Raw genomic sequence first — 13,019 nt, 5'->3', positions numbered from 1 at the left:
GATACCTTCGCTGTCGTTTTCGCGCTGCAAGGAGAAGCATGCGATGAGTTCACCTGTCTATCCCACGTCCGGGGCTTTCCCGGCACAGAGTCAACACCAGAACCATGGCCTAGCGGCCACCCATGCCCCGCGCATTGCCATTGAAGCCGTCACCCCTTCCCTGGATCAGGGGCGCTTTGCGACCAAAGCCATCGTTAACGAAACGGTAGTGGTGAAAGCCACCATCTTCGCCGACGGTCACGATGCGCTGGCAGCGGCTATCTGCTGGCACGACGATGAGGGGCAGCAACAGCGCGCGCCCATGAGCCAGGTCGAACCCCTCGGCCTGGATGTATGGGAAGGGAGTTTCACGCCTCACCGGGTGGGCCGCCATGGTTTTATTATTGAAGCCTGGTGGGATGTTTATGCCACTTATCACTACGAACTGGCCAAGAAACACCAGGCAGGAGTGCCCATCGGGCTCGAACTGGAAGAAGGCAGACAACTGGTGGAACAAGCCGCCGAGCGTAGCGAAGGAACGCTTTATGAATCACTGGCTGACCTCCTCGAACAATTTCGGCTAGCGCAGAATGATGCTGACCGCGTCGCGCTGCTATTAGATGATGAAACGACTAGGTTGATGCACGAAGCGGATACTCGCCCGCATCTAACCAGAAGCGACGCCCTTTATCCGCTTGAGGTAGAGCGGCTTAAAGCAGGTTTTGCCAGCTGGTATGAGCTGTTTCCTCGCTCGGAAACCGACGATCCCAATCGCCACGGCACGTTCAAGGATGTACACAGGCGGTTGCCGTTAATCCGCGACATGGGCTTTGACGTACTCTATTTTCCGCCTATCCATCCTGTCGGTCGGGCGTATCGCAAAGGGCCTAACAACAGCCTTGAAGCCGGGCCGAACGACCCAGGCAGTCCTTACGCCATTGGCAGCGAAGAAGGCGGACATGACGCCATCCATCCTGAGCTTGGCACCCGCGAAGATTTCCACGAGCTGGTCCGTGTTGCCGCCGAACACGGCCTGGAGATAGCGCTCGATTTTGCCATTCAGTGTTCACCGGATCACCCCTGGCTCAAGGAACACCCAGGCTGGTTCTCCTGGCGGCCCGACGGCTCAATTCGCTATGCCGAAAATCCGCCCAAAAAATATCAGGATATTGTCAACGTCGACTTCTACGCCGAAGAGGCCATCCCTTCGCTCTGGCTTGAACTGCGTAATGTGGTTCAAGGCTGGGTCGATGAAGGGGTAAAGATATTTCGTGTAGATAACCCACACACCAAACCGCTGCCCTTTTGGGAATGGTTAATTGCCGATATTCGCCAACGTGACCCTGATGTGATTTTCCTGGCTGAAGCGTTTACCCGCCCGGCCATGATGCTGCGCCTGGGCAAACTGGGTTTCACACAGAGCTATACCTATTTCACCTGGCGCCATACCAAGGCGGAGTTAACCGAATACTTCACGCAACTCAATGAATCGCCCCTGCGTGACGGCTATCGGCCCAACTTTTTTGTCAACACACCGGATATCAATCCCTACTTTCTGCAATCGTCCGGACGGGCAGGTTTCCTGATTCGCGCGGCGCTGGCCACCATGGGTTCAGGATTGTGGGGCATGTACTCCGGTTTTGAACTCTGCGAAGGCGCACCGGTACCCGGCAAGGAGGAGTACCTCGATTCAGAGAAGTACCAGATTCGCCTGCGCGACTATAGCGCCCCCGGCAACATCATCTATGAGATCGCCCAGCTCAACCGAATCCGGCGCGAGAATCCGGCGTTGCATAGCCATCTTGGGCTGACCTTCCATGCGGTACACAACGACCGTTTATTGCTCTTCGCCAAGCGCACCGAGCAAAGCGACGAGGCCATCTTGGTCGCGGTCAACCTTGACCCGTTTGAGCCTCAGGAGGGCGCCTTTGAGTTGCCCATGGCGCTATTCAAACTTCCCGACGAAGCGGCACTGCATGTGGAGGATCTCATGAGTGGCCGTCAATGGACTTGGCATGGCAAATGGCAATCGATGCGCTTAGACCCCGCCGTTATGCCGTTCGCTATTTGGCGACTTCGCCCGGTTCACTAGCTATCGGTTTACTAACAACGGTATTGGCTTGGAAGCCGCTAGTTCATGTCAATTTTGACCTAATGATCAAAGCAGAGAGGGTAAGCCAATGATGGATGCCAGCAGCGAAACACACGCCGTCGAGGCGATGGATTTCCTCGATGACCCACTCTGGTACAAAGACGCGGTGATTTACCAGGTACACGTGAAGGCCTTCTTCGATGCCAACGACGATGGTATCGGCGATTTCGAAGGTTTGATTCAGAAGCTGGACTATATCGTCAGCCTGGGCGTTAATACAATTTGGATTTTACCGTTCTACCCCTCGCCGCGTCGCGACGATGGTTACGATATCGCGGAATACACCAGCGTTAGCCCCGATTACGGCACGCTAGAGGATGCCCAGCGCTTTATCAACGAGGCACACCGACGCGGCCTGCGCGTTATTACCGAGCTGGTCATTAACCACACGTCCGACCAGCACGAGTGGTTTCAACGCGCCAGACAGGCGCCAGTAGGATCACCAGAACGCGACTTCTATGTCTGGTCGGACACCGACCAAAAGTACCCCGGCACACGGATCATCTTTCTCGACACCGAATCCTCCAACTGGACCTGGGATCCGGTGGCTGGCGCCTACTACTGGCATCGTTTCTACTCCCACCAGCCGGATCTCAACTTCGACAACCCTGTGGTACTCGACGAGATTCTCAAGGTCATGGAGTACTGGCTCGATATGGGGGTGGATGGCCTGCGCCTGGACGCCATACCGTATCTGGTTGAGCGCGAAGGCACCAACAACGAAAACCTGCCCGAAACCCACGTGGTACTCAAGAAGATCCGAGCGGTGCTCGACGAGCGCTACCCCGACCGCATGCTGCTCGCCGAAGCCAACCAGTGGCCCGAGGACACCCGGCCCTACTTCGGCGACGGCGACGAGTGTCACATGGCGTTTCATTTTCCTTTGATGCCGCGCATGTACATGGCCCTGGCTCAGGAAGATCGCTTCCCGATTACCGACATTCTGCGTCAGACGCCTGAAATACCGGCCACTTGCCAGTGGGCGATCTTTTTGCGTAACCACGACGAACTGACCCTTGAAATGGTCACCGATAAGGAGCGCGACTACCTCTGGAATCACTACGCCGCCGACCGCCGGGCGCGTATCAACTTAGGCATCCGCCGCCGGTTAGCTCCGCTGCTGGAGCGCGACCGGCGACGTATCGAGCTGCTGAACAGCCTGCTGCTCTCCATGCCGGGCACGCCGGTGCTCTATTACGGCGACGAAATTGGTATGGGCGACAATATCTATCTCGGCGACCGTGACGGCGTGCGTACACCCATGCAGTGGTCGGTGGATCGCAACGGCGGCTTCTCTCGCGCCGACCCGGCCAAGCTGGTGCTGCCGCCCATTATGGATCCGCTCTACGGCTATCAAACGGTGAATGTGGAAGCACAAATTCGTGACTCGCACTCGCTGCTTAGCAATATGCGGCGGCTACTGGCGGTACGCAGTCAGCACCGTGCTTTCAGCCGTGGCACCATGCGCCCACTCTACCCCTCCAATCGGCATATTCTCGCCTACCTGCGTGAGATGACGCTCGACAATGGCGAAACAGAAACACTGCTGTGCGTAGCCAACGTGGCCAGTACCGCTCAGGCGGTGGAGCTCGATCTTTCCGCATTCGCGGGTCAAGTGCCCGTCGAGATGGTTGGAGGTAGCGCTTTCCCCCCGGTGGGCAAACTGGCGTACCTGCTGACGCTGCCTCCCTACGGTTTTTTCTGGTTCTTGCTGGCCCCGGCTACCGCCATGCCGGAGTGGCATGTTCCTGTACCAGAGCCCATGCCGGATTACGTCACGCTGATTATCAAAAAACGCCTTGAGGAGATTTTTGAGGAGACGCCCAGACGGCTACTCGAACGTGAAACGCTGCCCAGCTACCTGCCCAAGCGACGCTGGTTTGCTGCCAAGCAGTCCCGTATCGAACACGTCCACCTACACCCCACCGGCCGTCTGGAGCACAGCGGGCACTCACTGCTGTTTAGCGAGCTGGAGGTCAAAAATGGCCAAGGTAGCGAGCGCTACCAACTGCCGCTGGCTTTCCTGGGCGAAGACGAGCAAAGCAATCCGCTACCCCAACAGCTCGCCATGGCACGGGTGCGTCGTTTCCACGAAGTCGGGCTGCTCACCGATGCAGTCACCCTGGATGCCTTTACGCTGGCGGTACTAGAAAACATGCGCCTAGGCACTGTGCTGCCTTATGAGAAAGGAGAAATCCATTTCTTGCCCACCGCCGCCTTCGCCGAACTGACGCTTCCCGAGCACCCCGAGGTAGTGCAACAGAGTGCCGAGCAGTCCAATAGCTCGGTGATCATCAATCATCAATTAGTGCTCAAGCTGTTCCGACGCTTGGAGCCGGGCATTCACCCCGAAGCAGAGATCGGCAGCTACCTGACTGAGCGGGGCTTTATGCATACCGTGCCCCTGTACGGCGTGGTAACCCGGCTTGAACAGGGCTCCACGCAGACGCTCATGATTCTGCAAGGCTTCATCGACAACCAGGGCGATGCCTGGTCATGGACGCGCAATAAGCTGGAACGTGCCATTCGTGAAGCGGTGGCGGACGACGAACGCGCAAGCGAGCCAAAAGCCGAATCCCGCTACGGCGCCTTCGAGGAGTTGGAAGAATTTGCCACCACCTTAGGGCGCCGGCTGGGTGAGCTGCATATGGTGCTGGCGACGCCCAGCGACGACCCAGCATTCGCGCCCGAAGTCGCCGGGTCATCCCATGTACAGCACTGGACGCAACGCGTGACGCAGCGTGTTGAGGAAGCGCTAAACGTGCTGGAGCAACACAAGAATACTGCCAACGAAGCCGAACAGCGGCTTGCCGACATCATTTTGGCTCGCCGCGCCACGTTGATAGATGCCATCAAAAAGATGGCGGAACTTGCCCAAGGCAGCCTGCTCACCCGTATTCATGGTGATTTACATCTCGGCCAAGTTCTAGTGGCTCATGATGATGCCTACATCATCGATTTTGAAGGCGAACCAGCCAGACCCCTGGAAGAGCGTCGCGCAAAAGATAGCCCGCTGCGCGATGTGGCTGGCATGTTGCGCTCCTTCGACTATGCCTATGCCAAGGTGGAGGAAGCCCGGCCCGGCGACAATGAAGGCGCCGATACACATACCGATACTAGCCATTCGGTGGTGGAGCAGTATCTGCTTAAAGGCCGCCAAGCCTTTCTCAACGCTTATTGGCTGGCCACCATGGAAATACCCCACGAGTGGAAGCAAGCCAGCGGAGCCGCCGCGGCGGTGGACCTGTTCGTGCTCGAAAAGACAGCTTACGAAATTGCCTACGAAGCCGCCAACCGCCCCGAATGGTTGGGTGTGCCGCTGCACGGCTTAGCTGCCCTCATCGAACAACTCAACCCAGGAGAGCCACATGAATAATGTTATTCACACCCGACCCCTTCTGGATCGCAGCTTGTGGTTGACTGAGGAAGACGCCAGTGCACTAGCGCAAGGAACCCATCGCGATCCCTTCGCCATTCTTGGCATTCACAGTGATGGCAAAGGACAGTTTTTGCGCGTATTCCTACCCGGCGCGGTAGGGGTTGATGTTCTCGACCGCGACGGCGGCAATGTGCGTTGCTGCCTCACGAGCATGCAAATTCCTGGTCTATTCGCCGCCCGGCTGCCGCATGCGGCTCCCTATCTGCTGCGTATTCGCTGGCCCCAAGGCGAACAGCTAACCGAGGACCCGTATAGCTTCGGCCTGCTGCTGGGCGAAATGGATCTTTACCTGCTGGGCGAAGGCAATCATCGACAGCTGGGGCACTGCCTGGGTGCCCAGCCCATGACAATAGATGGCGTCAACGGCGTGCGCTTTGCGGTCTGGGCGCCGAATGCCCAACGTGTTTCCGTGGTCGGTAATTTCAATAGCTGGGACGGCAGACGACACATAATGCGCCTGCGCATCGCTGCTGGGGTGTGGGAGTTATTCGTACCGCGCCTTGGTCCTGGGGAGGCGTACAAATATGAGGTGGTCGAAGCCCACGGTGCAATTGGCCTGCGTGCCGACCCGGTCGCTTTAGCCACCGAAGCACCGCCCTCTACCGCCTCGGTGGTAGCCGACACCACGCCCTTTACCTGGCATGACGACGCATGGATCGCCCAGCGGCAAAAAATCCATGACCCGACCCACCCAATAAGCATTTATGAAGTGCACGCCGCCTCCTGGCGCAAGCATGGCGGCGACAACGGCGAAATCTATAGCTGGCGTGAGCTGGCCGAGCAATTGATTCCCTATGTGTTGGATATGGGGTTCACCCACGTTGAGCTCTTGCCCATCATGGAGCATCCCTTCGGCGGCTCCTGGGGTTATCAGCCGCTGAGTCAGTTTGCGCCCAGCGCCCGCTTCGGCAAGCCTGCCGACTTTGCCTACTTCGTTGATGAGTGCCATCGCGCAGGGCTGGGCGTCATTCTCGACTGGGTGCCGGCCCACTTTCCCACCGACCCCCACGGCTTGGCACGCTTTGATGGCACCGCTCTGTACGAATATGAGCATCCTTTTGAGGGGTTCCATCAAGATTGGGACACCTATATCTATAACCTGGGAAGGCGCGAAGTACATGGCTTTATGCTCGCCTCGGCACTGCACTGGCTGCGGCATTTCCATGTCGATGCACTGCGTGTCGATGCCGTTGCCTCAATGCTCTATCGCAACTACTCCCGTAACGAAGGCGAATGGATTCCCAACCGATTTGGCGGTCATGAAAACCTGGAAACCATCGACTTCCTGCGCCACCTCAATGACGTTATCAGTGAGGAAGTCCCCGGCACCATCGTTATTGCCGAGGAGTCAACCGCTTGGCCGGGTGTCACCCAGCCGACCAAGGAGGGCGGGCTGGGCTTCGCCTATAAATGGAACATGGGCTGGATGCACGACACGCTGGAATACATCGCCAAGGACCCGGTGTATCGCACTTACTCCCATCACGATATGACCTTTCCGATGGTCTACGCTTTCTCTGAGCACTACGTGTTGCCGATTTCTCACGACGAAGTAGTCCACGGCAAAGGTTCGCTGATCGGTAAGATGCCTGGCGATGAGTGGCAGAAGTTCGCCAATCTCCGCGCCTATCTCGCCATCATGTGGTCACAACCCGGTAAGAAGCTGCTGTTTATGGGCTGTGAGTTCGGCCAGTGGCGTGAGTGGAGCCACGACCGCGAGCTGGATTGGTCGCTGCTCGCCGAAGCCCGGCATGCCGGTCTCCACCGTTTACTTAGCGACCTTAACCGCTGCTACACCGAGTTACCCGCCCTGCACCAATGCGATAGCGAACCACGGGGATTTACCTGGGTCGTGGGCAATGACAACACCAATAGCGTGTTTGCCTGGCTACGCTGGAGTGCCACCGGTGAGCCGTTGCTGGTGGTTGCCAATATGACCCCAATTCCACGTATGGGTTATCGGCTGGGCGTGCCGCTGACTGGTGGCTGGGAAGAACGTCTTAACAGTGACGCGGAGTGCTATGGCGGTTCCAACATGGGCAACCTGGGTCGGCTAACGGCTGAAGACTCCCCCCTACATGGGCAAATCGCCAGCCTGGAGTTGACGCTACCGCCACTCGCGGTATTGCTGCTACGTCCGGCCGGCATGCCCAACACTGACTGAGGTGCTCAGCCAAAACACGACCTAAACCTGGTGGCAGTATAAGAATATGCACGAATTTAATATTGGATTATTAGTCGTTGCAGCTAGCGCCTTATTGTTAGGACTATTATCAACACCGCTGAAGCGCGTCGGCTTGCCCGACTCCGTCAGCTTGCTGCTGGTCGGGGTGGTGTTGGGGCCTACCGGGTTTGGGCTTCTTGACCCAGCGCAGTGGGGGAATGAAATGGCCATTTTAGAGCAAGTGGCCCGTCTAGCCCTCGCCATTGGTTTGATGGGTATCGCGCTGCGGCTCCCCAAATCCTATATTTTTCACCACTGGCGATCGCTCTGCGTGTTATTGCTGGTGAGCATGCCGGTCATGTGGCTGTGCAGCAGCGTTATAACCGGCTGGGCGCTTGGTCTGCCATTAGGAGCGGCGTTACTCATCGGTGCTGTGATTACCCCCACAGACCCGGTGGTTGCCTCTACCGTGGTGACCGGGCCAGTAGCAAAAGAGAACCTGCCCGCTTATCTACGCCACATTATTTCGAGTGAGTCGGGCGCCAACGATGGACTGACGTTTATCTTTGTCATGTTTGCTGTTTTTTTGCTGACGCTACCCGCGGATCAATCGATCACCACCAATATATTGGGGGTGCTGGGAGGCGATATTTTAGTCGCACTAGTGTTAGGAACGATGATCGGTTATTCGGTCGGCTTTGCCATACGCAAGGCTGAAGAAAAAAACACCATCGACCAACCGTCGATGCTAATGGTAACCACAGCGCTTGCGCTCACCACCCTTGCCGCGGTGAAGCTGGTGGGCAGCAATGGAATTCTCGCTGTGTTCGTAGCAGGGTTAGCATTTGATCAACAAGCCAACGCCTCAGAAAAGCAGGAGGAAGAAAGAGTGGTAGAAGGCGTGGACCGCTTTTTCACATCGCCCATTTTTCTCTTGCTCGGCTTGATGATCCCCTGGCAAGCGTGGCTCTCCTTGGGGTGGCCCGCGCTGCTGGTGATTGGTGTGCTTTTCCTGCGCCGCTTACCCATTCTGTTATTAGTAGGTGGTCATATTAAAGATCTTCCCAGCAAGCTGGATGGCAGTTTCACTGGCTGGTTTGGGCCGATTGGGGTCGCCGCGCTTTACTACGCGGCATTGGCCCATCATAAAACCGATGTTGCTGAACTCTGGCCCGTGGTGAGTTTGCTGGTGGTGTCGTCCATCTTGGTGCACGGGCTAACCGCCATGCCATTTTCGCATCTCTATAGACAAATTAAGGGTTCCAGCGCTTCATCGTAAGAGTGCTCTCAGCGTTCTATTCGCTACTGGTTCTTTGGTTAACGCCATAGGCCACCTGGAGCGCTTTCGCATATCGGGATCAGCGTCTACTTTTAGGTGGCAAGATTAGGGTTTGCAGGTAGCAGACCAAGAGCATCATTAAGCAAAGGGAATGCGTGCAAACACCTATTACTCCTAGGTGTTAACGCTCAAGGACGAAAGGTGAAATATGGCAGGTGCCAGCAGTATGTTGATCGCGCTCGCGGCCTTCTTCTGGGGTATTTCAGGGGGAATCGCAGGCATTCTTTTAGACGGCGGCTGGGATGCCTCTGTCGTCTCTTTTTATCGTGGTTTTGTAGGGCTTCTCTGCGCGCTGGCGTGGCTTCTACTGCGACGCAGCCATAGCGGCTTAGCTAGTCGACAGCTGTGGTTCTGGTCGGTGGTGGCGGGCCTTGGCGTAGCGGGCAACTTCACTTTCTATTTCATCAGTATTGATCATGGCAGCGTGGCGGTCGCGGCTACCTTGATGTACTGCGCCCCAGTATTTGTTTATCTGATCTCCTTTGCCCTTAAGCTTGAGCGCCCCACCGCTGCCAAGTGGCTAGCCATCGTGCTAGTAATGGTGGGTGTGGTGCTGTTAACCAAACTGTATGCCATTAGTGCTAGCGGCCTCTCGTTGATGGGCGTAGCTACCGGGCTGCTTGCCGGGCTCTCTTATGCGGCCTTCATTTTTGGCTTTAAATACGCTGCACCCCATGGCAGCCCCCAGGCAATACTGACGATCGCCTTCGCGGTACTGGCCATCATGCTCGTTGTGCCAAGCGATACGGGGCAGATTGTGAGCGTCCTGGGCTCATCGGATTGGCCTCTATTTGTAACACTCGGCCTCTTAGGCGCAGGCGTGTCTTTTGTGCTTTATATCGCGGGGATCAAACGCACAACGCCTGCGCTCGCCTCCATGGTGGCCATGGTCGAACCTATCACGGCCACTCTCTTTGGCGTTGCTGTGTTAAATGAAAGCCTGGGTGTTATTCAAATGGCAGGTATGGGAATCATCTTGATAACCGTTACCGCGCTGAGCATTTCTTCACGCTGATTAGCTTAACGGCTACGTTCACCGCGCATGGGTGCACTCAATGCCTTGCGCAGCGCTGGCCCCACCAGCCCTTGCCCAATTAGCACGGTTAGCTTCGCGATGGCGGCTTCCAGGGTGATATCGCTTCCGGCAATCACGCCCGCTTGATTAAGTGCGGCACCGGTGGCGTAGGCACCCTGCACTACTTCGCCTTGGGCACACTGGGTGACGTTAAGCAGCGCTACGCCCCTCTCGTTAGCCGCCTTCAAGCAATCAAGCAGCTCGCCTTCAAAACTAAGCGGGTTGCCAACTCCATAGGTATAAAGCACCAGCCCTTTTAGCGTTTTATCCGCCAGCAGCACCTTTGCTCGGCGCAGCGACATCCCTGGATGCAGCGGCAGTACCGCCACCGCCTCGTCGTCCACCTCAATAGGTGCAAAATTCGGTTTTCCGATCAGCAGCGCCGAGGGTTGGGGAAAACGAATACCAATACCAAGCTCGGCAAGCCAGGGGAAGTTGGGTGAGTCGAAGGCATCTAAGCCTTGGGTGCGCACCTTACGCGCGCGGTTACCGCGCAGCAGCCGGTCATGAAAGGCCAGGCTGACTTCGCGAGGAGTGTCTGGATGTGCTGCTAGTTGCAGCGCGCTAACCACACTGTTCAACGCATCGCTTCTTGGCTCACCTAGTGGAATTTGGGAGCCGGTGAAGATCACCGGCTTGTCTAGCGCACCGAGCATAAACGAGAGCGCTGACGCGCTGTACGCCATGGTATCGGTGCCGTGCAGCACCACGAATGCATCGTAGCGTGGCCAATGGTTTTCCAGCTGCGCCGCCAAGCGGTTCCAAGCCTCTGGCATTAGTTCGGCGCTATCAATCAGCGGCTGCATTTCAATCACATCAAACACTGGCAGCCGGTAAGGATCGCCCAGAGCCAAGTGCGCCGCCAGGCGCTCGCCCACCCCTGCACAGGGCACGTAGCCTTGTGACGATGGCTGCATACCAATAGTCCCGCCGGTATAGAGCATCAGTACGCTGGGCATGGGCGCTCCTTTCCTTATCGATCCATTTTAGAAGACTACTTACTTCGCAGGCGCGCTTTCCAGCCGCTGTTTTAAGGCTTCGGCCTCTTCGGGCTCCAGCTCCCAGGCTTTCGGGTCCAGGTCGAGATCTGGATGCTGGTTGGCATCAAAAATCGGCTGTTTGATCCCTTGCCGACGCTGAACATCGAAGTCTTTCAAAATGCGAAGACCACACTTGAACAGCAGAATCAGCGCCACCAGATTGACGACTGCCAAGAGCCCCATGGTGACATCCGCAAAGCCGAACACGGTACCCAGATCGGTGGTCGCGCCCCAGCACACCAGCAGCACGATGGCGATGCGAAAGGCGTTAAACAGGTTCTGGTTGTCGCGGCTAAAGAAGTTAAGGCTGTTCTCACCCAAGTAGTAGTTGTAAAGAATGGTGCTGAAAGCAAACAGCAGCAGCGCCAGGCTGACAAAGGTGCGTCCCCATTCGCCTACGTGGTCAGCCAATGCTGCTTGAGTTAGCGCGATACCCTCAACACCAGCGCCCGCAGCAGGGTCATATACACCGCTGAGCAGAATCAAAAACGCCGTGGCGGAACAGATAATCACCGTATCAATAAATACTGAAAACGCCTGCACGATGCCCTGGTTGGCCGGGTGCGGCACGTAGGCCACCGCCGCTACGTTAGGTGCACTACCCAGGCCCGCTTCGTTAGAGAACAGGCCACGCTTCAAGCCCATCATAATCGCCGCGCCAATCCCGCCACCAATCAGCGGTTCAAGGCCGAAGGCGCTCTTTACAATCAGCACAATCACGCCAGGGATTTCAGTAATATTCATAGCGATGACCAGCAACGCAATGGCGATATAGCTCACCGCCATAAAGGGCACCAAAACCTCAGAAATACGCGCAATACGCTTAATACCGCCGAAGATAATCAGTCCTACCAGCATCGCCAGAGCAATACCGCTATACAGCACCGGCACCCCGAAAGCGTCGCCAAAGGAAGTTGCCACCGCATAGGATTGCAGCGCAGTAAAAGCGAAGCCGAAGGTCAACAGCAGTAGTACCGAGTAGAACGCTGCCAGCCAGCGCCATTGCTTACCCAGCCCTTTAACAATGTAATACGCCGGGCCGCCGCGATAAGTGCCGTCACCTTCGGCTTCTTTATAGGTCTGTGCCAGGGTGCATTCCAAAAAGCTGGTGGCCATACCCATTAAGCCCACCAACCACATCCAAAAAATCGCCCCTGGGCCGCCCAGTGTAATCGCTACGGCAACGCCTGCGATATTGCCGCCACCTACTCGCCCAGCTACTGAAAGCACCAGCGCCTGAAACGAGCTTAAATGACCGTGCTGGTTGCGTTTAAAGGCTTGACCGGACCCGAGGATACGAAACATCTCACCGAAATAGCGAAACTGCACAAAGCGGGATGCAACGGTAAAACCGATACCAACACCCACCAGCAGCACTAGTAATACCTTCCCCCACAGAAGGTCATTGAGCATATCGAGCATGTGATTCTCTCCGCGTTTTTGTATTAGCGTTATGTTTGAATTCGCGTCGTTTGCTATCGCGCTTGTGGAATTCACGCCGCGGAGAATGTTTTACCAAGCATGGGGGAGCATTAAATTTGGCGCAGCGGTGCAGTTGTATGCACCCACTGCACCAGCAAGTGCACCACAGTGCATCAGGCAAGCCGTCAGATCTTCTCGGCAATGCGGTGGGCTAATTTATGAATAAAGGGACCGCTGATAAATGCGATGATCCCTGCGGCTGGCCAAGCTAACAGCCATGCATGCATCCACATGCCAACAAAGTCAGCATGCGTACCAATATTCACGTAGGTCACCCAGGCAGACATAATCGGCGATAGCGTAAACGACAGGAGAATTGCGAAGATAATTCTATGTTTCGTAAAAGTCC

The 13,019-nt window shown here is 56.4% G+C and carries 8 protein-coding genes; 5 read left to right on the top strand and 3 right to left on the bottom strand.

The annotated features are described in order from the left end of the window. The first annotated feature begins 43 nt into the window (after positions 1-43). The 5 genes from HUO07_RS03685 (at position 44) to HUO07_RS03665 (ending at position 10,088) form a co-directional block, all read left to right on the top strand. Positions 44-2,071, top strand: a complete 2,028-nt coding sequence (locus HUO07_RS03685) for an alpha-1,4-glucan--maltose-1-phosphate maltosyltransferase (RefSeq protein WP_176302423.1) — start codon at positions 44-46, stop codon at positions 2,069-2,071. A gap of 88 nt (positions 2,072-2,159) precedes the next feature. After that, positions 2,160-5,507, top strand: coding sequence for a maltose alpha-D-glucosyltransferase (treS, locus tag HUO07_RS03680; RefSeq protein ID WP_176302422.1), 3,348 nt, complete (start codon positions 2,160-2,162; stop codon positions 5,505-5,507). Further along, complete coding sequence (gene glgB / locus HUO07_RS03675) at positions 5,500-7,734, top strand: 1,4-alpha-glucan branching protein GlgB (RefSeq protein WP_176302421.1); 2,235 nt, start codon at positions 5,500-5,502, stop codon at positions 7,732-7,734. The genes treS and glgB overlap by 8 nt, the downstream gene beginning before the upstream one ends. 46 nt (positions 7,735-7,780) lie before the next feature. Beyond that, positions 7,781-9,013 carry a cation:proton antiporter domain-containing protein gene (locus HUO07_RS03670; RefSeq protein WP_176302420.1) on the top strand — a complete coding sequence of 411 codons (1,233 nt, stop codon included), beginning with the start codon at positions 7,781-7,783 and terminating at the stop codon, positions 9,011-9,013. A 208-nt stretch (positions 9,014-9,221) separates the two neighbouring features. Beyond that, complete coding sequence (locus HUO07_RS03665; RefSeq protein ID WP_176302419.1) at positions 9,222-10,088, top strand: DMT family transporter; 867 nt, start codon at positions 9,222-9,224, stop codon at positions 10,086-10,088. A 5-nt stretch (positions 10,089-10,093) separates the two neighbouring features. On the opposite strand, the gene HUO07_RS03660 is transcribed toward HUO07_RS03665, so the two are convergent. The 3 genes from HUO07_RS03660 to HUO07_RS03650 all read right to left on the bottom strand — a co-directional run bounded on the left by HUO07_RS03660 (position 10,094) and on the right by HUO07_RS03650 (position 12,996). Then, entirely contained in the window at positions 10,094-11,107 is a 1,014-nt protein-coding gene (locus HUO07_RS03660) for an asparaginase domain-containing protein (RefSeq protein WP_176302418.1), read from the bottom strand. Between the two features lie 39 nt (positions 11,108-11,146). Next, positions 11,147-12,610 carry an alanine/glycine:cation symporter family protein gene (locus tag HUO07_RS03655; RefSeq protein WP_176302417.1) on the bottom strand — a complete coding sequence of 488 codons (1,464 nt, stop codon included), beginning with the start codon at positions 12,608-12,610 and terminating at the stop codon, positions 11,147-11,149. A 185-nt stretch (positions 12,611-12,795) separates the two neighbouring features. Continuing rightward, a complete protein-coding gene (locus tag HUO07_RS03650; RefSeq protein ID WP_479694268.1) occupies positions 12,796-12,996 on the bottom strand; it encodes a DUF2798 domain-containing protein in 201 nt (66 codons plus the stop codon). Positions 12,997-13,019 lie beyond the last annotated feature (23 nt).

This window comes from Vreelandella maris (assembly GCF_013371085.1).
Lineage (GTDB): Bacteria > Pseudomonadota > Gammaproteobacteria > Pseudomonadales > Halomonadaceae > Vreelandella > Vreelandella maris.
Note: the sequence above shows the minus strand (reverse complement) of the source record. Positions and strands in the feature narration are given on the sequence as shown.

What these genes read in the sequence shown, in the direction of transcription:
- HUO07_RS03685 (WP_176302423.1), top strand. Translation starts at nt 44, where the DNA reads ATGAGTTCACCTGTCTATCCCACGTCCGGGGCTTTCCCGGCACAGAGT.
- treS (WP_176302422.1), top strand. Translation starts at nt 2,160, where the DNA reads ATGATGGATGCCAGCAGCGAAACACACGCCGTCGAGGCGATGGATTTC.
- glgB (WP_176302421.1), top strand. Translation starts at nt 5,500, where the DNA reads ATGAATAATGTTATTCACACCCGACCCCTTCTGGATCGCAGCTTGTGG.
- HUO07_RS03670 (WP_176302420.1), top strand. Translation starts at nt 7,781, where the DNA reads ATGCACGAATTTAATATTGGATTATTAGTCGTTGCAGCTAGCGCCTTA.
- HUO07_RS03665 (WP_176302419.1), top strand. Translation starts at nt 9,222, where the DNA reads ATGGCAGGTGCCAGCAGTATGTTGATCGCGCTCGCGGCCTTCTTCTGG.
- HUO07_RS03660 (WP_176302418.1), bottom strand. Translation starts at nt 11,107, where the DNA reads ATGCCCAGCGTACTGATGCTCTATACCGGCGGGACTATTGGTATGCAG.
- HUO07_RS03655 (WP_176302417.1), bottom strand. Translation starts at nt 12,610, where the DNA reads ATGCTCGATATGCTCAATGACCTTCTGTGGGGGAAGGTATTACTAGTG.